21 protein-coding genes are annotated in these 21501 nt (G+C 59.1%); 9 read left to right on the forward strand and 12 right to left on the reverse strand.

Features of this window, described 5'->3' with window-relative positions:
• Window positions 1-66: 66 nt before the first annotated feature.
• On the reverse strand, window positions 67-1434 hold the full coding sequence (gene aptA / locus AC2I9W_RS13255) for an omega-aminotransferase AptA (RefSeq protein ID WP_486410415.1): 1368 nt from the start codon (window positions 1432-1434) through the stop codon (window positions 67-69).
• A gap of 175 nt (window positions 1435-1609) precedes the next feature.
• On the reverse strand, window positions 1610-1867 hold the full coding sequence (locus AC2I9W_RS13260) for a DUF2061 domain-containing protein (protein WP_486410416.1): 258 nt from the start codon (window positions 1865-1867) through the stop codon (window positions 1610-1612).
• A gap of 194 nt (window positions 1868-2061) precedes the next feature.
• On the opposite strand from AC2I9W_RS13260, the gene AC2I9W_RS13265 reads away from it, so the two are divergent.
• The 5 genes from AC2I9W_RS13265 to AC2I9W_RS13285 all read left to right on the forward strand — a co-directional run bounded on the left by AC2I9W_RS13265 (window position 2062) and on the right by AC2I9W_RS13285 (window position 4064).
• Window positions 2062-2574 (forward strand): GNAT family N-acetyltransferase, encoded by a 513-nt coding sequence (locus tag AC2I9W_RS13265; protein ID WP_486410417.1) that lies wholly within the window; start codon window positions 2062-2064, stop codon window positions 2572-2574.
• 26 nt (window positions 2575-2600) lie between these two features.
• Window positions 2601-3158, forward strand: coding sequence for an NUDIX hydrolase (locus AC2I9W_RS13270; protein WP_486410418.1), 558 nt, complete (start codon window positions 2601-2603; stop codon window positions 3156-3158).
• A 205-nt stretch (window positions 3159-3363) separates the two neighbouring features.
• On the forward strand, window positions 3364-3570 hold the full coding sequence (locus AC2I9W_RS13275; protein WP_486410419.1) for an EamA family transporter: 207 nt from the start codon (window positions 3364-3366) through the stop codon (window positions 3568-3570).
• On the forward strand, window positions 3570-3782 hold the full coding sequence (locus tag AC2I9W_RS13280; protein ID WP_486410420.1) for a hypothetical protein: 213 nt from the start codon (window positions 3570-3572) through the stop codon (window positions 3780-3782). The genes AC2I9W_RS13275 and AC2I9W_RS13280 overlap by 1 nt, the downstream gene beginning before the upstream one ends.
• 18 nt (window positions 3783-3800) lie before the next feature.
• Window positions 3801-4064: an EamA family transporter gene (locus AC2I9W_RS13285; protein WP_486410421.1), complete on the forward strand. Its 264-nt coding sequence runs from the start codon at window positions 3801-3803 to the stop codon at window positions 4062-4064.
• Window positions 4065-4168: 104 nt separating this feature from the next.
• Here AC2I9W_RS13285 and AC2I9W_RS13290 read toward each other — a convergent pair whose 3' ends face one another.
• From AC2I9W_RS13290 to tcuA, 3 genes are all read right to left on the reverse strand, one after another.
• Window positions 4169-5152 (reverse strand): Bug family tripartite tricarboxylate transporter substrate binding protein, encoded by a 984-nt coding sequence (locus AC2I9W_RS13290; RefSeq protein ID WP_486410515.1) that lies wholly within the window; start codon window positions 5150-5152, stop codon window positions 4169-4171.
• A gap of 67 nt (window positions 5153-5219) precedes the next feature.
• Window positions 5220-6428 (reverse strand): tricarballylate utilization 4Fe-4S protein TcuB, encoded by a 1209-nt coding sequence (gene tcuB / locus AC2I9W_RS13295; RefSeq protein WP_486410422.1) that lies wholly within the window; start codon window positions 6426-6428, stop codon window positions 5220-5222.
• A gap of 3 nt (window positions 6429-6431) precedes the next feature.
• On the reverse strand, window positions 6432-7871 hold the full coding sequence (tcuA, locus tag AC2I9W_RS13300; protein WP_486410423.1) for an FAD-dependent tricarballylate dehydrogenase TcuA: 1440 nt from the start codon (window positions 7869-7871) through the stop codon (window positions 6432-6434).
• 257 nt (window positions 7872-8128) lie between these two features.
• On the opposite strand from tcuA, the gene AC2I9W_RS13305 reads away from it, so the two are divergent.
• Together AC2I9W_RS13305 and AC2I9W_RS13310 are read left to right on the forward strand one after the other, a co-directional pair.
• A complete protein-coding gene (locus AC2I9W_RS13305; protein ID WP_486410424.1) occupies window positions 8129-8608 on the forward strand; it encodes a hypothetical protein in 480 nt (159 codons plus the stop codon).
• Window positions 8609-8944: 336 nt separating this feature from the next.
• Window positions 8945-10141 (forward strand): DNA/RNA helicase domain-containing protein, encoded by a 1197-nt coding sequence (locus AC2I9W_RS13310; protein ID WP_486410425.1) that lies wholly within the window; start codon window positions 8945-8947, stop codon window positions 10139-10141.
• Here AC2I9W_RS13310 and AC2I9W_RS13315 read toward each other — a convergent pair.
• Complete coding sequence (locus AC2I9W_RS13315; protein ID WP_486410426.1) at window positions 10128-11063, reverse strand: LysR family transcriptional regulator; 936 nt, start codon at window positions 11061-11063, stop codon at window positions 10128-10130. The genes AC2I9W_RS13310 and AC2I9W_RS13315 overlap by 14 nt on opposite strands.
• A gap of 53 nt (window positions 11064-11116) precedes the next feature.
• Here AC2I9W_RS13315 and mnmA point away from each other — a divergent pair, with 53 nt between their 5' ends.
• The gene (mnmA, locus tag AC2I9W_RS13320; protein WP_486410427.1) at window positions 11117-12244 is read left to right on the forward strand and encodes a tRNA 2-thiouridine(34) synthase MnmA; all 1128 of its coding nucleotides are present in this window, start codon (window positions 11117-11119) and stop codon (window positions 12242-12244) included.
• A gap of 8 nt (window positions 12245-12252) precedes the next feature.
• Here the strand turns inward: mnmA and AC2I9W_RS13325 are convergent, their stop codons facing one another.
• Together AC2I9W_RS13325 and AC2I9W_RS13330 are read right to left on the reverse strand one after the other, a co-directional pair.
• A complete protein-coding gene (locus AC2I9W_RS13325; RefSeq protein ID WP_486410428.1) occupies window positions 12253-14190 on the reverse strand; it encodes a sensor histidine kinase in 1938 nt (645 codons plus the stop codon).
• A 13-nt stretch (window positions 14191-14203) separates the two neighbouring features.
• The gene (locus tag AC2I9W_RS13330) at window positions 14204-14896 is read right to left on the reverse strand and encodes a response regulator (protein WP_486410429.1); all 693 of its coding nucleotides are present in this window, start codon (window positions 14894-14896) and stop codon (window positions 14204-14206) included.
• Between the two features lie 288 nt (window positions 14897-15184).
• On the opposite strand from AC2I9W_RS13330, the gene AC2I9W_RS13335 reads away from it, so the two are divergent.
• Window positions 15185-15880 carry a TerC family protein gene (locus AC2I9W_RS13335; protein ID WP_486410430.1) on the forward strand — a complete coding sequence of 232 codons (696 nt, stop codon included), beginning with the start codon at window positions 15185-15187 and terminating at the stop codon, window positions 15878-15880.
• Window positions 15881-15940: 60 nt separating this feature from the next.
• Here AC2I9W_RS13335 and AC2I9W_RS13340 read toward each other — a convergent pair whose 3' ends face one another.
• From AC2I9W_RS13340 to AC2I9W_RS13355, 4 genes are all read right to left on the reverse strand, one after another.
• On the reverse strand, window positions 15941-16366 hold the full coding sequence (locus tag AC2I9W_RS13340) for a barstar family protein (protein WP_158394052.1): 426 nt from the start codon (window positions 16364-16366) through the stop codon (window positions 15941-15943).
• Between the two features lie 142 nt (window positions 16367-16508).
• Window positions 16509-16928 (reverse strand): guanyl-specific ribonuclease, encoded by a 420-nt coding sequence (locus tag AC2I9W_RS13345; protein ID WP_486410431.1) that lies wholly within the window; start codon window positions 16926-16928, stop codon window positions 16509-16511.
• A 180-nt stretch (window positions 16929-17108) separates the two neighbouring features.
• Window positions 17109-18599 (reverse strand): sodium/proline symporter PutP, encoded by a 1491-nt coding sequence (gene putP, locus AC2I9W_RS13350; RefSeq protein ID WP_486410432.1) that lies wholly within the window; start codon window positions 18597-18599, stop codon window positions 17109-17111.
• Between the two features lie 164 nt (window positions 18600-18763).
• Window positions 18764-21298, reverse strand: coding sequence for a penicillin-binding protein 1A (locus AC2I9W_RS13355; RefSeq protein ID WP_486410433.1), 2535 nt, complete (start codon window positions 21296-21298; stop codon window positions 18764-18766).
• Window positions 21299-21501 lie beyond the last annotated feature (203 nt).

The following is a 21501-nucleotide window of genomic DNA, read 5'->3' on the forward strand; positions in this document are numbered from 1 at the left end:
CATCAAAACAGTTTGTAGCGCTTATGCATCAAGCGCTACAAGCTATTGATTTGATAGTTGATGCGTTCAGGCGGTGGCTTGCAGCGCATCGCCCAGTGCATTGATCAGGCGCTCGATCTCGGCTTTCTCACTGATAAACGGCGGGGCCAGCTGAATCGTGTCACCGCCATAGCGCACATAAAAACCGGCATCCCAGCACTTCATGGCGATCTCGTAAGGGCGCTTGGCGGGCTCGCCGGGCGCGGGGGCAATCGTCAGGCCTGCTGCCAGACCGATATTGCGAATATCAAGCACATGCTTGGCGCCTTTGAGGCTATGCACGGCCTGCTCGAAAAAGGGCGCCAGTGCCTTGACGCGGCCGGGGCCATCTTCTTTTTCCAGCAAATCCAGCGCCGCCAGACCCGCCGCACAGGCCACGGGGTGGGCGGAGTAGGTGTAGCCGTGGGCAAACTCCAGCATGTACTCGGGCCCGCCCGCGTCCATGAAGCAGTTGTAGATCTCGGGAGAGACCACGCAGGCGCCCAGTGGCTGTGCGCCGTTAGTGACTTGCTTGGCGATGTTCATGATGTCCGGCGTCACGCCAAAGGCCTCGGCAGCCGTCATGGCGCCGAGGCGACCAAAACCGGTGATGACCTCGTCAAAGATCAACAAGATATTGTTTTGCGTGCAAATTTCGCGTAATCGCTGCAGATAGCCGTCTGGTGGAATCACCACGCCGCCGGATCCGGACATGGGCTCCACAATCACAGCCGCAATATTGCTTGCGTCATGCAGGGCGATCAGGTCCAGCAGGCGGTCAGCCAGTGCGCGGCCATCATTGTTTCCGATGGTTTGCGGCTGACCCTTGCAGAACGAGCCCATGGGCGGCTGGGTATGAGGCAGGTGATCGGCTTCAATGCCTTGTCCAAATGTCTTGCGGTTGCCGCCCATGCCACCCACCGAGATGCCCCCAAAGTTCACGCCGTGATAGCCCTTCTCGCGCCCTATCAGCCTGGTCTTGCTGCCTTGCCCCTTGGCGCGCCAATAGGCGCGGGCCATCTTGAGCGAGGTGTCAGCTGCTTCCGAGCCTGATCCGGTGAAGAACACATGCTCCAACCCTTTGGGCATCAGGCCGACGATGCGGTTTGCCAGTTGGAATGAGGCCGGGTGGCCGAACTGAAAGGCTGGGGCGTAATCCAGCTGCAGCGCAGCCTTGCCAATGGCTTCGGCAATTTCACGGCGACCGTGGCCGAGCCCTGTGCACCACAGACCGGATAGTCCGTCAAAGATGCGGCGGTTATCGGCATCGGTGTAATAGGCAGCTTGCGCTGAGGTGATGAGCCGGGGGCTTGCTTTGAAGTTGCGGTTACCGGTGAAAGGCATCCAGTGAGCGTTAAGCCACTGTGCATCGTGGCTTGAGAGGTCGGCACGAGTCTGGCGGTCTGCAAGCTGCATGAGAACTCCTTGAAGTCTCAGACATTGTTGGCGCAAGTACAGCTTTGACCTATAGCCTCAACCCCATGTACCTCTGTCGTGTCAGCGCAGGTGCCCGCTGTAATCGGCTTGGGAAGCCAGTGATTGCAACAGCCATTCGCTGAAAGCATATGTGCCGGTCTGCATGATAAGTCCTTTAGGCTGCAACTACTGCGGGCTCAGTAGCTGTGTTTGGGTGCTGCTTTTTCAGACGACGCTCCCAGGCTTTTTCATGAAAGAAAAAGGCAAAGGCCTGAACAGTCGGCTCCAGCAAGCTGAGCGTCAGCGAGGCAATCAGATTGCCAGTCACTGCATAGGCGACGCAGGCCGCTACAGTGATATGAATCACGTAATAGCTGGCAGTTTTGGTCAGTGTGAGCTGGTTCTGGCGCAGTGTCTGGATTAAGCGTGTCATGTGTTTTCCCCAATCGATAGCTCAATGGTATGGACTTCTTTCTCATTAATCCAATTGAGAATCATTACCATTGTGATAGTCGCGCATGCCAAGATGGCGTAGAAGGCTTGCTAAGCTATTGAGGATTTTTGGATGAAATTGGCATTTCCTCATGGAGAAGAAATGGGTGAATGCTGTTGATTTGAGAGCAATTGATGTCGGAGTTATTGACTGTCGAACTGCGTGCGTTGGGCGCTGACGATATTGATGCCGTGCTGCGCATACAGGCCCAGTGTTATGGCGCAGACTTTGTGGAGCCTCGTGAAGTGTTTGCCCGTCGTCTGCAAAGGACAGGGCACTGTTCCTGGGCAGCGGTGCAGGGTGGTGAGGTACTGGCCTATCTGGCCGCCTACTGGTCACGTCCCGGTGCCATTACCCCTTTGAATGGTGACTTTGCCGAATATTCGGATGCCAGTGTGCTTTATCTGCACGATATGGCGGTATCGACCGAGGCGGCAGGGCGGGGCTTGGCCAAGCGCATGGTGGAAGCGGCCAAGCAGCAGGCCAGAGCGCGTGGGGTGCAGCGCACAGCACTGGTTTCAGTGCAGGGCTCCCAGCATTACTGGGAGCGTCAAGGCTACAAGGTCGAACCCGTGACAAATGCTGCGCAGCAACAACACTTGGCAAGCTATGGTGAAGGCGCCCTCTATATGGTGGGATTTATCTGACACAAGATCGAGGCGACACAAGGATAATGCCGCCCATGCCCAATCGCTGGAAACCCAATGTGACTGTTTCGGCCATCATCGAACGCGATGGCCGTTTTCTGCTGGTGGAAGAAAATACGGCGGATGGACTGCGTCTGAATACGCCTGCAGGTCACCTCGACCCTTACGAAAGCCCGGCAGATGCCTGCGCACGTGAGGTCATGGAAGAGACTGCCTACAGCTTCACACCCACAGCTCTGGTTGGCATCTATATGAACCGCTTTGTGCGCACACGCACGGGTTCGGACATCACCTATCTGCGCTTTGCCTTTACCGGCGATCTGGGCATGCACCATGCGCAAAGCCATCTTGACGAAGGCATTGTGCGCAGCGTCTGGCTCACGCTGGATGAACTCAAGGCCACAGCCCATCTGCACCGTAGTCCTATCGTGCTGGAGTCCGTAGGCGACTATCTGGCCGGTCAGCGCCATGATCTGGGCCTGGTTCATGCGGATTCCAGCATCTATCGGCCGCCTCTGCCGACACCGGCAGTACCGCAGGATGCAGGTGCCACGCTAGATGATGTGCTGGCCCAGATTCACTAAGCCCTGTTTGAAGCAGCCGTGACAGGCATGCACGGCCCGGGCTGTGCACAATGCACGGCATGTCCCCGGCCAGTCTGATCCGACTGCTTGCACTTGCCGCCCTCTGGGGCGGTAGTTTCCTTTTCATGCGCGTCGCCGTGCCGCACCTGGGGGCCGTGGGGCGGGGACTGTTTTCCACGCTGGGCCTGGGGCCACGCTGGCCATCATGGGCGATCGGCCGCGGCTGGGGCGTTATCTCTGGCCTTTGCTGGCACTGGGCGTCATCAATTCCGGCATTCCCTTTCTCATGTACGCGCTGGCGGCCCAGGTGCTGCCATCGGGCTATAGCGCCATCTTCAATGCCACCACGCCGCTGGTGGCCACGGTGGTGGGTGCCTTGATGTTTGCAAAGGCATTACCCCGGCGCGCGTGATGGCGGTGCTGCTGGGTATCTGTGGTGTGGCGGTGCTGGGCAGCATGGCCGCATGTTTTGTGGCCACGGTTTGCTATGCGTTTTCCAGCTTTCTGACCCTGAAGCTGGCTGGGGCCAATGCGCCGGTTGATATGCGGGCAGCTGTTTTTATCAGTCAACTCGGTGCTTTACTGGTCTTGTTGCCTGCGCTGATTGTCAGTCTGGTGCTGTAGCCGCAAGCGCTGTCGTAAATGCAGGCTGCACCGCCGCTGGCCTGGGGCAATGTGGCGCTGCTGGGCCTGTTCAGCACGGCGCTGGCCTATGTGCTGTACTTCCGCCTGATTGCCGATGAGGGCCCGCAAAAAGCGCTGACGGTGACTTTCATCGTGCCCGTGTTTGCCGTGCTCTGGGGCTGGCTGCTGCTGGGCGAGCCACTGAGCCTGGCCCATGCGGCAGGCGGTGGTCTGATTGCGCTGTCGCTATGGTTGGTGCTGCGCCCGGCGGCTAAAAAATAAGCATCAAATATGGCTGTAGTGCTTATGGGTAAAGCGATAGCAGCTATGAAAAAAGGACTGACTGAGCAGTCCTGAAAGAAGAGAAGTTTGGAGTTTCTAGGAAATTAGTTGGAGCCGATCTTGCGCTCCTTGACCACTTTGCCCCACTGCTCATATTCCTTCTTCATGAAGGCCGCGAATTCGGGGCGGGTTGTGGGCTGTGGCGTCAGGCCATGCACCTTAAGCGCCTCGGCCACACCGGGGTCTTTGAGCACTTTGACGATCTCGGTATTCCAGCGGTCCAGCACAGGCACGGGTGTCTTGCCGGGGGACACAAAGGCGTACCAGTTCAGTGCCTCAAAACCTGGGTAGCCCGCTTCAGCCACGGTGGGAATATTGGGCATATAGGCCGGGCGCGTCAGGCCGGTGGTGGCCAGCGGAATCAGCTTGCCGGTCTCGATATGCGGCAGGGCCGTGGGTGGCGCGGCAAAGTACGAGGTCACGCGCTCGCCCAGCAAGTCTTGCAGCGCGGGGGCGCCGCCCTTGTAGGGCACGTGAACCATTTCTACGCCTGCACGCTGGTTGAATAGCTCGCCCGCCAGGTGCGAGGCAGAACCCGCGCCTGTCGATGCGTAGTCCACACTGCCGGGTTCCTTCTTGGCCTTGGCTACAAACTCGGCCAGATTCTTTACGCCTGCACCCTTGTGGACGACCAGCACATTGGGAAAGTTCACGCCGCCCGAGATGGGCGCCAGATCGGTGAAGGGGTTGTAGCCCACCTTCATGATGTGGGGCGCAATGGTCAGCGGGCCGACCGATCCGAACAGCAGCACCGTGCCGTCAGCGGGCGCTTTAGCCACGAACTGGTGGGCAATATTGCCGCCCGCGCCGCCCTTGTTGTCCACCACCACGGTCTGGCCGATGTTCTCGCCCAGCTTCTTGGCAATCATGCGTGCTGCAGCATCGGCGGCGCCACCAGCGGCAAAGCCCACCACCAGCGTCACGGGCTTGTTGGGCAGCCAGTCGGGTGCTGCAAGCACCGCAGAGCCCAGGCTCAACATGGATGCAGCCACTGCTGTGGCGCGCAGGAAATGGCGTTTATTCATTATGGGATGTCTCCTTGTGAGGATGTTTTGCATCGCCCTGGGTCTTGCAGCTCAGGGTCGCTTGGTTGGCTTAATCGGCGCCCAGGCCGATGGGGCTTGGTTGACGCTTTTCAGCGTTGTGGCGCAGCAGCGAGGCTGTGCGGAACACTCCGTGGGCAAACTTGCCGTAGGGCAAGGTGGCAAAGAGAGCAATCACAGCGCCCAGGTGCAGACACAGCAGCAGGGCGAGGGCGGGTGTTGCGCGGCCCAGCCATAGCGCGAGGCCACTGGAGGCCACGACGAACAGCAAGGCGATAAAACCCAGGTCCATGGGCTTTTGCTTGGCATCGCCATGCAGCGGGTGGCGGACGCGGTTCAGCGTCCAGAGGCCCGCCGTGCCGATCATCAGGCTTACCCCGCCCAAGGCGCCCAAAATCTTGGGCAGACTGGGTAGTTCATACGGCGCGGGCAGGTTGAAGAGGTAGTGATACACCGTGGCCAGCGCTGTGGCGGCAAAGCACAGCATGAAGCCGTAGAAGGTGAAGTGGTGGAAGCGGCGGCGCTTCAAGGTGTATTCGTCGTCTTCGTTGTGACAGCCGTCGCCGTGGCCGCCGTCCAGGTATTTCAGGCGCAGCACATCGTGCGTGGCTTCTGCCGCAGCGGGGCCGCTGACATCCACGCCGCTGGTGGCGGGCTTTATGTCCTTCCAGAAGCGGCGCACACCCATGAACAGCGCAAACACCACGAATAAAAATACCGGTGCAAAGATGCTGACCAGCAGGTTGTGCGGGAACAGGTTGTAGAAGTTATTGCCCAGATTGCTGTTCCACAACTGGCCCAGGCCGCCCTGCATGGCCACGGCCAGCGCCAGGAAGATAAACAGGCCTGCGACCAGTGCCAGCGACAGCGTCAGGCCGTTCTTCTGATACAACTTGCCCAATGCTGGCGGCCAGGCGTAGTCGGCATAGGTCTGGCCACGTACCTCGGCCATGGCTTTGGGGATGTTGATGCCAAACTCATGCGGCGGTGCGTACTGGCAGGCATGCAAACAGGCGCCGCAGTTATGGCAGAGATTGGCCAGATAGTGCACATCGGCCTTGCCAAATTCCAGACGGCGCGTCATGGCCGGGAACACGGCACAAAAACCTTCGCAGTAGCGGCAGGCATTGCAGATCTGCATCACACGCGCCACTTCGCCTTCGGCAGCCGTTTCAGGGGGCGCTGGAATGATGGGGATGACCTTGCCGGTGGCCAGGCTCTGGGCTTCCTTGCCCAGTTCTTGCAGGGATTGGATGCTCATGACTCAGACCTCATCTTTCACAGCGCCGTGTACGGCGTCTTTTCCTTGCGCAGCCAGCGCGGCATTGCGCCCGGCAATGCGACCAAATGCCGTGCCAATCGACATGCCCACTCCAGCCGTGTAGCCCTTGCCCAGCACATTGCCGGCCATCATTTCGCCAGCCACAAACAGGTTCTGGCTAGGCTGGTCGTTAAAGCGCACGGCGGCGGTGTCGTCCACCTTCAAGCCCAAGTAGGTGAAGGTGACGCCGGGGCGCAGTGCATAGCCGTAGAACGGGCCGGTATCGAGCGGACGCGCCCAGTGCGTCTTGGCCGGGGCTACGCCTTCGGTGTGGCAGTCGTCCAGAGCCGTGTGGTCAAAGTGGCCGACCTTGCAACTGCTGTTATAGGCCTGCATGGTCTGCATGAAGGTGTCTACATTGAGGCCCAGCTTTTGCGCCAGCTCGGGCAGGCTGTCGGCCTTCACGCCTGGGAAAACGGGCGGCATAAAGCGCCCAATGGCCTTGCTGTCGATGATCGAATAGGCAATCTGGCCGGGCTGCTGCGCCACCAGACGGCCCCAGATCGCATAGCGCTTGGGCCAGAAGTCTTCGCCTTCGTCGTAAAAGCGCTGGGCATCGCGGTTGACCACCACGCCCAGCGACACGCAGTCGATGCGCGTGCAAATGCCACCGTCATACAGCGGCGCGCGAGCGTCGATCGCCACCATGTGCGCCTGCGTGGGGTCGCCCAGACCGTCGGCGTTCTGCACTTCCAGCATGTGCTTGAGCAGCACGCCCTTGTTGAACGCGGTGCCACGGATGATGAAGTTGTCCGCAGGCCATTCGCCGCGCTCGTTTTGGCCCCAGGCCTCACGCAGCCATTCGCGGTTGGATTCAAAGCCGCCCGCTGCCAGCACACAGCTCTTGGCCGTGATGCGCTGACCCTTGCACCATGCGGCCTTGAACTGGCGGTTTTCGATATCGAGCTTGTCCACCGGCGATTCGTAGCGAATCTCCACACCCAGCTTTTCAGCGCTGCGGAAATACGCGTTCACCAGCGCCTTGCCGCCACCCATGAAAAAGGCATTGGTACGCGCCACATGCAGCGCTCCCGACAGCGGTGGCTGAAAGTGCACGCCGTGCTTGCGCATCCAGTTGCGGCAAGTGCTGGAGGCACGAATCACCATGCGCGCCAGATGCTCGTTGGTAATGCCGCCCGTGACTTTGAGCAAGTCCTGCCAGTACTCTTCTTCGGGATAGGCTTCGACCAGCACATCCTGCGGTGCATCGTGCATGCAGCGCAGATTGCGGGTGTGGCCGGAGTTGCCGCCGCGCCATTCGCGCGGGGCGGATTCAAGCAGCAGTACGCGGGCACCTGCTTCGCGCGCCATCAGGGCGGCGCACAGGGCGGCGTTGCCACCACCGATGACGAGTACATCGGTGTCAAAGGCTTCAGTTTTCATGATGGGCTGCCATAGGTTGGTGCCTGTGGCGGTTCAACGTGGGTGGATCTTGTCCTTGCTGCGGCTCTGAATCACAGGTCTTCAGAGGGAATACGCAAGCAGGCAAGCGTTGAAGCTGACTGTAGTGAGCGCCGCCTCACCCGTGCAGCGGGGAGAGAGAATGGGGGCATCACGATTTGTGATTGGTGTCTCTGAAAAGCAAGTTTTCGAGCACAGGGCCGCTATGCTTGCAGGGTTTAGCTCCCTCTGAAGACCGCATGAATCTGCCAATCCAACGTGCTGCATATGTCGCAAGCATTTCCGAGTTTCTGGCGGAATCCGCCAGCGCCATCGTTGGCCAGCTGTCTAGCGCGTCTGAGGGAGATGTTGCTGCAGAGCAGATTGCCGCGTGGGGTCAGCAGGTTGATCTCTTGCATAGCGCGCTTTTACCCAGCATGCAGGGCATGGTGTGCTTTGAGTTCACCATTCCGCGCATTGGCCGCCGTGTCGACAACGTGCTTTTGCTAGGCAATCGAGTATTGGTGTTGGAGTTCAAGGTAGGCGCCAAGCACTACGATGCTGCGGCACAAACCCAGGTGCTGGACTATGCGCTGGACCTCAAAAATTTTCATACGGCTAGCCATGACGCGCCCATCGCACCCATCTTGGTGGCGACTGCGGCGCCTGCGCATAGCTACGCCTACGCATATCCCGTAGAGGGGGGTATCCCATCATCAAATGCAATGCCTCCATGCTAACGCAAGTGCTGAATCAGCTTGCGACTCATCCTAGCGAGCAACGCTTTGATTACATGGACTGGCTGCAAGCAGGGTACCGACCAACGCCCACCATTGTGGAAGCCTCACAAGCGCTGTATCTAGGTCACGGCGTCGCCGATATCACTTATTCAGAAGCCGGCAAAGAAAACCTTAGTACCACAACCCAAGCGCTCACACAGGCCATTGACAGCGCTCGCTTGCAAAACCGCTAGGTGATTTGTTTTGTATCTGGGGTGCCGGCAAAGCACTGGCAGGGTTGAACTTGGCTTGCGAGCGCCGCAAGCATGATCAGGACGATGCCGAGCATGCGGTTTCTTGTCTGGAAACGGGCCACTCGTCGACGTTTTACGAGAAGCTTTAGCGCGCGATGAAGTTGCGCAGGCGAGGACGGCTGGCAAAGTTGTGAGAAAGGCAGATGCCGAGCGCAAAGCCAAAGCATTTATCCAGAATATTCACCACTTTCGAGACGATAGCTTGAAGAGTGCAGATGCGCCCATCGAACGGGTCGTAGTCTTTGATGAGGCACAACGGGCTTGGAACCGCGCCCAGGCGTCTGACTTCATGCGCAGAAAGCGAAACCAGCCGGACTTTGACCAGTCAGAGCCAGAATTTTTGATCAGCGTGATGGACAGGCACGATGGCTGGGCTGCCATTGTGTGTCTGGTGGGAGGCGGTCAAGAGATTAATACCGGTGAAGCAGGGATTGAAGAATGGCTGCGAGCTGTTCGGGACAAGTTCCCCCAATGGGAGGTGCATTTGCCTGCCCAACTGCAAGGCAGTGACTACCTGCCCGACTTCCAACTGGCTGAACTCACGAGCACAGTCAAGCGCACCTCTGCACTGCACTTGAGCGTTTCATTGCGCTCTTTCCGGGCGGAACATCTGTCGCAAGCTATTGCGGCGGTGATGGAAGGTCAGCTTGCAGATGCGCAAGCAACGTTGAGAAAAGTCATGAAGACATTTCCCATCGTCAGAACCCGCTTTTTGGATGAAGCCAGACAATGGGTCAAAGCCAAGGCCCGCGGTAGCGAGCGATATGGGGTTCTGGCTTCATCGGGCGCCAAGCGGATAAAGCCTTTGGGTTTGAATATGGGCGTCAAGATGGATCCCTGTGCCTGGTTCCTCAACGATTCCACAGACGTTCGATCCTCCTTCTATATGGAAGATGCTGCTAGCGAATTTGACGTGCAGGGGCTAGAGCTGGATTGGACGGTAGTGGTTTGGGACGGGGACTTGATATATCAGCCTGGCGCTGGAACAACGCATTGGCGCTATCGAAATTTCAGCGGCACACGCTGGCAAGAAGTGCGCCAAGCAGAAGACCAGCGCTACCGGCTCAATGCCTATCGGGTCTTGCTGACGCGGGCACGCCAAGGCATGGTGATCGTAGTTCCGGAAGGCAATGCACAAGATCCCACCCGTGACCCACAGTATTACGACCCGACTTGGGACTATTTGGCGTGCTTGGATATCCCCCAGCTAGCAAAAAGCCCCTCGATTACAAAAGCGTAGCCCCCACCCATCCTCCGGTCTGCACCAGCTTCCGTGCGCAATCCATCAATACCACGCGCGCAGCCAGTGCGGCGGGTGAGAGCTCATCGTCCGACAAGCTGCACAGCGCGGCCTTGCGGCGTACGGAGTCATCGGCAATCTGCGACCACTGAAAACGCTCGGCCGCATCGCGGTACATGCCCACGGCTGACCAGGGCTGGACGGTCGCGCCCATGCCAGCGTCCACGGCTTCCATCAGCAAGGTCAGCGAATCGATTTCCATGGCCATCTGCGACTGAAACCCCGCGCTGGTGAACGAGGCCATGACCGAGCTGCGCAGACCGTGGCTGCCCGAAGGCAGGATCAGCGGCACCTGCTGTAACTCTGCCAAGCTGATGGGGGCACCATGTTGAATCTTGGGCGCGACGGGCTGCTGGCGCGACTGGATCAGGAACAACTGCTCTTCCAAGAGCGGCATCACGCTCCAGCGGCGGGCGCTATGCGTATCAAAAAGAATAGCTAGATCAAGCTGTCGGGCATTGAGCAGGCTCGTTAAATGCCCTGAAAGCGCCGACACCATATGTAGGCGCACATCGGGGTAGCGCTCGCGCATGGCGCGCATCAGCGGCAGGCCCAGCACATTGGCAATCGTGGGCGACAAGCCCATGCTGACGGCGCCCGACAGCCGCGCCTGCTGGGCTGCGTGAATGGCCTGCTCGGCGTGGCGCAAGGTGAGCTGGGCTTCGTGAAAAAAGGCCTGACCTGCCTCGGTGGGGATGACGCCGCGCGGTGTCCGCTGCAGCAAGCGCGTGCAAAGCTCGGACTCCAGGCGGCTGATTTGCTGGCTCAGCGCCGACTGCACCATGTTCAGATCCAGCGCGGCGCGGCTCATGGAGCCCAGTTCAACAATACGTACAAAGTAGCGCAGCTGGCGCAGTTCCATGGCAAATCCTCACGCTCGCAGCAGTTGGCGGGCGCTGGGATAATCGCATACCTATGAGCAACAAGCACCGTGTCGTGGTGGGGTTGTCGGGCGGTGTGGATTCCGCCGTCACCGCCCATCTTCTCAAACAGCAAGGCCACGAGGTCGTCGGCATCTTCATGAAAAACTGGGAAGATGACGACGACAGCGAGTATTGCTCGTCGAATATCGACTTCGTTGACGCTGCCGCCGTGGCCGATGTGATCGGCATCGAAATCGAGCATGTGAACTTCGCGTCCGAATACAAAGACCGCGTGTTCGCCGAGTTTCTGCGCGAATACCAGGCCGGCCGCACGCCCAACCCTGATGTGCTGTGCAACGCCGAGATCAAGTTCAAAGCCTTCCTGGACCACGCCATGCGCCTGGGCGCAGAGAAAATCGCCACCGGCCACTATGCACGCGTGCGTCAGAACCCAGACACGCAGTTGTTCGAGCTGCTCAAGGGCCTGGATAACAGCAAGGACCAGAGCTATTTTCTGCACCGCTTGAACCAGGCGCAGCTCTCGAAAGCCATGTTCCCCGTGGGTGAGCTGAAAAAGACCGAGGTGCGTCGCATTGCTGAAGAGATTGGCCTGCCCAACGCCAAGAAGAAAGACTCGACCGGTATCTGCTTTATTGGCGAGCGTCCTTTCCGCGACTTTCTGAACCGCTATATCAGCAAGGAGCCGGGCCCGATTCTGGACGACCGCAACCGCAAGCTGGGCAAGCATGTGGGCCTGTCGTTCTACACACTGGGTCAGCGCTCCGGTCTGGGCATTGGCGGCGTCAAGGAAAAGGGGGCTGCCCGTGGTGCAGGCGACCACCAGCCATGGTTTGTGGCGCGTAAAGACATGGACAAGAACGTGCTGCGCGTGGTGCAAGGACATGACCACCCCTGGCTGCAGTCCCATGCGCTGGTGGCAGATCAGATCAGTTGGGTTGCTGGGCATGCGCCAGCCGAAGGCAAGACCTACGGCTCCAAGACCCGCTATCGTCAGCCCGATTCCCCAGCCTTGATCTCTCAGGCGACAGAAGCTGGCTTTCGCCTGGATTTCCCAGAGGCTCAATGGGCGGTCACTCCCGGGCAGTCGGCGGTGCTGTATGACGGCGATGTGTGCTTGGGCGGCGGCATCATTGCGCAGGTAGATCCTGCTGCCTGCTGAGTCGGGATCTAATAAATTCTGTCGATGCAGCCTTCGGGCTGGCTGCTGCTGGATGAAGATGGAGCCGTGGCTGCGCTGGTATGCACGCGGCCCAGGCTCATGATGGCTGTCAGTGTCGTGCCACTGGGTTGAGATTGCAGCTGAAAGCTGCCGCTGACGCGCTCCATGCGCGCCAGCATGCTGCGCATGCCGACTCCCATGCTGTGAGTCTGGACGGTATGCACATCAAAGCCTACGCCATCGTCGCTGATAAGCAGTATCAGCTCATCGGCCTGTTCAAGCTTCATCTCCACCAGCACGTTCTGTGCCTGGCTGTGCTTGATGATATTGGTCAGCGCCTCTTCCAGCACGCGGGTCAGGGTCAGGCACTGGATGGGACTGGGTACTGTGTACCACTGGGGCGGCATGCTCCAGCGCACACGGATAGATAACTCCTCAAACAGGCGTGAGAAGCGATGTCGAAGAGGAGCCATCCATTGTGCAGGCGTCTCTGGCACTTGAACAGAGGTGCTGGTACCTGCATCAATCATCTGGCGCAGGTCATCGCGCATGAGCTTGAGCATGGAGAGCACTTGAGAGTTGGGCAAAGGGGTAGCGGTTTGCTCAACCAGCGCGATCGAGCGCACCAGAGAGCCGCCCAGGCCGTCGTGCAGGTCTTGAGAAATTTGCAGCCTTTCCTGCAAGCGTGAATGACTCAGCGCGAGATGGTGCTCACGCTCCAAGGTCTGGCTCAGGCTGTCACACGCCTGGGTGACATTAAGGCTGAGCTCGTGATTGAACCGTTCGATGAGGCGCATGTTATGAACGATTTGACGCCCCAGCATCCAGGCAATCGCCAGCATGGAAAGCAGAGTCGTATAAGGGGTCAGTGGCACCTGCTGATCAAGCGCATGGTGCATAAGCGCCATGTCGTGTATGCCGATGATTAGGTACAGCACAAAGCAGGCGCTGAAGATGATGTGGGAGGGCTTGTGCGTCTGGAATGCCCTCAATGGGAATAGCAGGCACACCAGAAAGCATATGCCCAGCATCGACACCCAGATGCCTTGAAGCCGGTCTATTCGGGCGTCCGGCACAGCCACGGTAAAAATGGCACAGGCACTGAATATCAGAATCAGGCTGCGCTCCAGTTGTGGAAAGCGCAGCTCTGCAAAACGCAGCGTAAAAATACAGAACGTGTAGGTAAAGGCAATGAAGGAGAGAAGAGAGCCTCTTGCAACGCCCAGGGTGCTACGGAAGGGCCAGGGGTCCGTCATCACGATAAAGCAGAGAAACAGCGACCAGCAGGCCAGGTTGAGGGCATACCAGCCATAGACCTTCTGGTGGTAGTTATTAATCCAGGCAAATGCAAACAGCAGGCACAGCACGAGGCTGACCGTGATGCAGACGATATAGATCGTGCGTGAGTTCCAGGTGGCTTGCTGTGTCCACTGTTGGAGCTCTTCCGGGAGACCGATGCGCAGCATGCCCAGTCCCGGGGTTTGTGAGCTCAGACCATGAATGCGTATCCAGATGCTGTTGCCTTGCTCCTTGAGCAGGGCTTGGGGAAGCAGCCAGTAGCGCGGCATGTTCCAGCTTCGGCTCAGTGGCTCTACCAGCGACTGGTCGCGCCAGATCAGCTCGGAATTCACAAAAACCTCACCGGCCATCACCATGTGGAGTACGGCCAGAGCCTGTGGCTGGCTGCGCCCGCAAGGATTTTCCCAGTCGATGCGATACCAGGCGGACCCGTCATAGCCGGGCCAGCGATGGCTCCAGTCGTCCATTGGCTGAACATCCGTCCAATCCAGCGAAGAGGCCTCGGGTGGTGGACCTTTTGCTTGCGCTTTGGCGGACTGGAGAGCGACGATGCGCGGCAGGCAAGAAGGCTCCGGGGGCGCAGTGTCCTGCGCCCAGCCCAGGCCGCAGCTCATCACAGTCCACAGTACAAACAGCAGACGCAGCATGAAGCTATGGGATTTAGCTCAGCAAGCCACGTGCCCGTGCCTCGCTGACGGCTCTGGTGCGGGAGGGGACGGCCAGCTTGCGGTAGATATTTTTGACGTGGCACTCGACCGTATAGCGAGAGAGAAAGAGCTCTTCGGCAATCTCTCGATTGGTCATGCCATCGGCGACCAGTCTGAGGATTTGTATTTCTCTGGAGCTGAGAGTGGCTTCGGGGGGAACCTCTTTGTGCCCTTCGGTGGGCGCTCCTGGCTGTAATTCGGCAATGATGCGTCGGGCAATAAAGGGGTCGATAGGAGCTCCTCCACGCAGTACGCTGCGGATGGAGAGAGTTACCTCCAGGTCATCGCGCTCCTTGAGGACATAGCCATTGGCGCCTGCACGCAGGGCCGCAAGAATGGCGTCTTCCGTGCTCCAGGCTGAGATGACCAAGATACCCATGCTGGGGTCTGAGGTGCGCAGTTCGCGGATCAGGTCAATGCCACTGCCGTCAGGCAAGCCCAGGTCCACCAGAGCCATGGCGACAGGATGTTCGGCCAGTTGAGCACGAGCCTGAGCCAGGTTGGCGGTACAAATGAGAGCGTCATTTCTATATCCCAAGCCATTCAATATGCTTTCGAGGCGATTTCGGATCAATGGCTCATCCTCGACCACGAGCAAAGGACTGGGGAGGGTGGACTCGGAGGGAAAGAGAAAGGGCTCGGTCATATGGCTTAAGGTAGCGCTTATTTTGTACTGTACTGTTGCCGAGATTCAGTGGCTTGCCTATCACTGGAAACTGGTAATTTGCAAAAAATCCATGGCCATGCAGAGGTCATCCATACAAAAGACGTCTGTGCTCATTGACCTGCAATTCCCATGACGGCAGAAGCAATATGCCGACAGCGTTTTTTCGTGGCGGTTGGCTAAACTTTCCCGCATTACTAACGTCCGCCACTGAAGCGACGGATGCATGCCCGGCCAGCAGGCGGGCTGCAAACTCAGGAATATTTCCCCATGGATGCCATGCTTGGTGCCGAACTGTGGATCGGCTTGTTCAAGATTGTCTGGATCGACATCATTCTTTCGGGTGACAACGCCGTTGTTATTGCGTTGGCTGTACGGGGCTTGCCGCCGGAGCAGCAAAGAAAGGCCGTGATTTTTGGGTCTGGCGCGGCTGTGGTTTTGCGTGTTGCCCTGACAGTCGTGGCGGCCAAGCTGATGCAACTGCCTTTTGTGGAGGTCATCGGAGGCCTGCTGCTGCTCTGGATTGGTGTGGGCTTGCTCAAAGGCGATGATGCAGCAGCAAGTTCAGGCAATGTCGCCAAGCAAGGCATGCTGGCAGCGGTGCGCACCATCTTGCTGGCAGACTTTGTGATGAGTCTGGATAACGTGATTGCGGTGGCGGCGGCTGCCGGTGGCAACGTCGTGCTGCTGGCCATTGGCCTGGCGATCAGCATTCCTTTGGTGGTATTTGGCTCCAAGCTGATGATCAAGCTCATGGAGCGCTTTCCGATCATCGTCACCCTTGGCGCAGCGCTGATTGGCTGGGTGGCTGGCGAAACCATTACCAATGATCATGTGATGGCAGGCTTTGTGCAGTCCAACCCATGGGTTCACTATGTCGCAGCAGCTTGTGGTGCGGCGCTGGTCATGCTGATCGGCAAATGGATGCAAAGTCGCTCAGCAAAGCTCCAGGGCCGTGCAGGCTGAACTTTTGACGAAGTAAAAACGCCCGCATCTGCGGGCGTTTTTGATGAGCAGGCCTGAGGCTTACAGAAACGAGTAAAAACAGCGAAATGCTACTTTGCGCTCTGCCCAGAATTCTGCCGTATCGCGAAACACATCCAGCAGCTGCTCACGCACTTCCTTGTCAAACTTTGGCGTGGTTGGTATCTGGTCCAGTACAACCACAAAGCCGGGCTGGGGGCCTGATTTGCTGATGGGGTCGGTCATGCAGTCATACAAGGCATCCCAGTTCTTGCCGAAGTGGGCGGGCAGATAGAACTGGGTGGAGAGCAGCTCGAAAATATCGGCCTTGGTCTGGGCATGGGCCAAGTTGGCATAAAGGAAGTGCGAACCAAGCGCCTCTGCCGCAGCCTGCAAGTCAGGGATGCGATAGGCACGAATGGATTGCACGATGTTCGGACGAACATTGCGCAACGGAGTTTCCGAGGGCTTACGAAGTGGCGTGTCCATCTCCGTGATTCTTTCTAAAAACATCAAAACGGGTGGCAGAAACGGTGCTGACAGCGCTGTAGGCAATCTGCGCAAACCGGTGCTGCGAAATTCAGGGTGTCAGAAGCCGCCGGAGAGCGGGCCTGCAGAGCATCTTGAAGACTCATTGGACGATCTGCTGAAAGCTGTTGTAGTGGTCTTGCGTATAGAAACAGACATCAGGTACCTGAGGCTGCAAGCCGCCGCAGACAATGCGGCGCGCACCACGGTTTTTGACTCTGGGTGTGCGCACGGTGTATTCACGGTAATAGCCCCTTGCTTGGCGAGGAAGTATGCGCTCACGATTGCCAAAAACCGTGCCGTCCTTGTCGCTGGAAAAAGGGCCACCTTGCAAAATGCGCTTGTAGGTGCTGCGGCCTTCACGAGGCAGATCGGCCAGGGAGATGGTCTCGAACCCGGGCACAGTGACACTGACTTCGGGCGCATTGCGCGCCAAAGCCGCAGGGGATCCCAGCACAACGGCTGCTCCCAGCATCAACGCTAAACCCGTTTGATAGACCTTGGCTGCAGCGGCCTTGAGCATTCACTAAACCTTTCAGAATCTCAGGTAATGCCTGAAATTTCGACCCGCAAGTGTGACGGATAGGCCCTGAAAATGCAAGTTGCGCTTATTTTTTAAGCAAATTGATGAGGCTGTCTGTGGGAAAACAAAAAGCCCTGCCGGTCGGGCCGGAAGGCTTTTGAAAGAGCGTGCAGGGTGGGCTTATTCCCCGTGGGCTGCGATTTCCGCTTCCACTTCCCGGTGTTTGGCCTGCATGGTGGCGGAGGGTGCCTTGTCCAGCAGGCTGATGACTATGATTGTGATAGCTGACAGGGAAAATCCAGGAACGATTTCATAGAGTTTGAACCACTGGAAATGCTGCCATACCAGAACGGTGACGGCACCCACGACCATGCCGGCCAGCGCGCCGTTGCGTGTCATGCGGCCCCAAAGCAGCGAGATCAGCACCAGCGGGCCGAAGGCAGCACCGAAACCTGCCCAGGCGTTGCTGACCATGCCCAGTACCTTGGCATCGGGGTCCTGGGCAATGATGATGGCGATCACCGCAATCACGAACACCATGGCGCGCCCAAACCAGACCAGCTGCTCCTGGCTGGCATTCCTGTTGAGAAAGGTCTTGTAGATGTCCTGGGTCAGGGCGCTGGAGCAGACCAGCAACTGGCAGGACAGGGTACTCATCACGGCAGCCAGCACGGCAGCCAGCAGCACGCCGCTGATCCAGGGGTTGAACAGCAGCTTGGCCACTTCCAGAAATACCAGTTCGTGATTGCCGTTGACATTGACCGCCAGGTCGGGGCGGCTGGCAAAGAAGGCTATTCCGAAAAAACCCACGCCCACGGCGCCGCCCAGGCACAACACCATCCAGCTCATGCCGATGCGGCGGGCGTTGGGGATGGTCTTGACAGACTCTGCCGCCATGAAGCGCACCAGAATATGTGGCTGGCCGAAGTAGCCCAGGCCCCAGGCCAGCAGAGAAATGATGGCGATGGCACCGTGGCCCTCGAACATCTCAAAGGCGCCGTTGCGGGCGGTTTCAATGATGGCGGTGCTGGCGCCGATGCCGCCGTCGGCATAGATCACCATCAATGGCGCGAGAAGCAGCGCCGTGATCATCAGCGAGGCCTGAATCGTGTCTGTCCAGCTGACAGCCAGAAAGCCGCCGATGAACACATAGGCCATGGTGGCGATGGCTCCGACCCACAGGGCGGTCTGGTAGTCCATGCCGAACATGGATTCGAACAGGCGTGCCCCGGCTACGACGCCCGAGGCGCAGTAGATGGTGAAGAACACCAGAATCACGACGGCAGTGACGATGCGCAGCAGGCTGCTTTTGTCTTCAAAGCGGTTGGTGAAGTAGTCGGGCAGGGTCAGCGCATTGCCTACCTTCTCGGTGTAGACGCGCAGGCGTGCCGCGACAAAGCGCCAGTTGAGCCAGGCTCCGATGCACAGGCCAATGGCAATCCACGAGGCCGACAGACCTTTGGCAAACACGGCACCGGGCAGACCCATCAGCAACCAGCCACTCATATCCGATGCACCTGCGGACAAGGCGGTGACCACCGGGCCCAGACTGCGCCCGCCGAGAATGTAGTCGGACAGACTGGACGTGGCTTTGTAGCCTGCCCAGCCGATGAGCAACATGCCCAGCAGGTAGATGACAAAGGTGACGATGGTTGGCGTATTGGCGGTCATGTCGGCTCCGGGTCGGTGCAGCGCGCTATCAACATGAGAGTGTCATGCTGAGCGAAAACAAGTCCGCCAGCGGCCTCCTGTTGGGAGGCCTGCTGGCGGGTGTCAGGCGTCGATTTGACCAGTTATTCGACAGCCCAGTTGCACATGTGGCTGAAAGACGGCGTTTATGGCGTCTCAGGCGGCACATTCAACGGCGCTGCAGGAGGCAGCGGCGTGCCTATATCGCTCCAGCTGGAAGGCGCTGGTGCCCGGGGTGTGGGCATGGGCGCAGGCACTGGCTCGGGCATGGCTTCGGCCGGGGCCAGACCGGGGCTGCTATCGAGGTTAGCCGACGGGCTGCTGCCGTCTGCAGGCGTGGGCTGGCTGGGTGCAGAGGGGGGTGCTGCAGGCGTACTCTCGATGATGTCGGGCTCGCTGCCTTGACTCTTGCCGGGGCCGGAATGAGCAGGAGCGGTGGATGCCGGGGCATCAGGGCCTTTGTTTTCCGGCGCTGGCTCGCTCCACTCTTGCACCTTGTCACGAAGACGGCCCACCAGATCGCTCCACCAGTGGCTGCTGTTGGGCTCAGTGAACTGTGCCTTGGCATTGAGCAGCGGGCTGCGCAGTGCGCGGGACATGAAATCGCCCACCATGGGCAGGGCGCTGCGTGAGCCCTGGCCCCAGTGGTCGCTCTTGAGTGTGATGCGTGCATCGTTAAAGCCCGCCCAGGTGCCTGCCACGATCTGTGGGTGCATGAGGATGAACCAGCCATCGGCATTGCCTTGGGTGGTGCCGGTCTTGCCCGCCACATCGGCGCGAATGCCGTATTGCTTGCGAATAGCGCGACCGGTTCCCTTGTCGATCACAGCACGCATCATCTCCAGCAACTGGTAGTTGTCTTCCTCCTCCCAGACCTGCTCGGGCTTGGGTGGCGTGAATTCCGCCAGCAGATCTCCGTCGGCATTCTCTATGCGCGTGACCAGCTGGGGCGGGATGTAGCGGCCCGAGTTGGCAATGCTGCTGTAGGCGTTGACCATTTCCAGCAGCGTGACGGGGCTGGAGCCCAAGGCCAGAGAGGGCACGGCTTCCAGAAGGCTCTGGCGTACGCCCAGGCCGCGTGCCAGCTTGATGACACGACCCATGCCCACCTCCTGCCCCAGCTCGGCCGTAATGGTGTTCTTGGAATAGGCCAGCGCATCGCTGAGCTTCATGGGCACACCCGTGGGCTCGACCGCATCGCTGGGGCGCCAGACCTCCCCACCGGGTAACTGGATTTCAACCTCCTCATCCTTGCGCATGTCGTCAGGCCGGGCGCCGCGCTCAATGGCCGCGCCATAGACAAAAGGTTTGAAGGTGGAGCCGGGCTGCCGGCGTGCCTGCGCTACGTGGTCAAACGCGTCCTGTGAATAGTCGCGGCTGCCCACCCAAGCCAGTACGGCCGAGGTGCGTGGGTCCATGGCCACAAAGCCGGCCTGCACGCGCGTCTTGTCGTCGCGCAGCTGCTTCATGAAAGCCTTGTCGGCCAGCAGCTTCTTCAACGCTTCATCTGCCCCTAGGTTGCCCGCCTGCATCAGCTTGCGATAGGCAGAGGACTCGCGCACCAGTTGCAGCACCAGATCGTTGTCGGCATTCCAGCCGTCGCGGTGGCTCCAGTTGGTGTTGGTGATGCCCTGCAGTGTGCGCATCTGGCGGTTCACCGCCTGTTGTGCCCAGTTCTGCAGGCGCGAATCCAGCGTGGTGCGCACCACCAGACCATCGGTGTAGATGTTGTAGTCGTTACGGTCGGCCCAGGCGATCAGCCATTTGCGTAACTGCTGGGAAAAATGCGGAGCCATGCCCGTGGGCTCTTCCTGCCGTTCGAAGTCCAGCCGCATGGGGCGCTTTTTCAGACGCTCGAACTCGGCCTGGTCCAGCTCGCCGCGCTTGACCATCTGGCTCAGCACCGTATTGCGCCGTGCAATCGCGCGGTCGGGGTTGAGCACCGGGTTGTAGTAGGCGTTGCCCTTGAGCATGCCCACCAGCGTGGCACTCTCCAGCACGGCCAGTTTGGCTGCAGGCTTGTCGAAATAGGTGCGCGCCGCCATCTCTATGCCATAGGCGTTGTAGAGAAAGGGCACGGTGTTCAGATAGGTCTCGAGAATCTCGTCCTTGGTATAGAGCGCCTCGATCTTGAAGGCTGTAATGGCCTCCTTGAGTTTGCGATTCACATTGCGGGCGCGCCCGATCTCCGTGGGGTAGAGATTGCGCGCCAACTGCTGGGTGATGGTGGAGCCGCCTTGTGGATTGCCCCGCAGCGTATGAATGACCGAGCCCACAGTGCGTGTGAAGTCCATGCCGTGGTGCTCATAAAAGCGGTGGTCTTCGGTGGCGACCAGTGCCTTGACGACCGAGGGCGAAATCTGCTCCAGCGGTACCCACTGGCGGTTGCTGCGCTTGAACTCCCCAATCAGCTTGCCGTCGGCACTCAGAATCTGGGCGGGCTGCTCCAGCTTGGCCTTGCGGATATCGCTGATGCTGGGCGTGAACGGAATCAGCAGCAGCACATAAAGCATGAACAGCACGGGCAGAGCTGCTACCAGCAGCAGCCACTCACGGCGGGTAGGCCAGCGGCGCCACCAGGGCAGGGCGGCAATGCGCTGGCCCAGGCCAGACGAGCGGGCCCGCTCCCACAGTGCAGCAGCACAGGCAACCCATTTTTCTTTCAGATCGTTCAAAGACAAGCGCACGTTGCAAGGCAGCCCGCCAAGGGCTGCAAGAAGGCAAGACTGCAAAGAATGCCCAAAAAACAGGCGCTCTGCTTGCGAAGGCGTGATTTTCTATGGTCTCAGCCCCGGTATTGGGCATCTTCGGTGCCGGGGCGCAGCAGGGTTGTTTCTAGCTGTGAGGGATGGGGGTACCTCCCTTAAGCTTGCGGCTTCCATCA

It is taken from the genome of Comamonas sp. FUJ_7 (assembly GCF_057369555.1).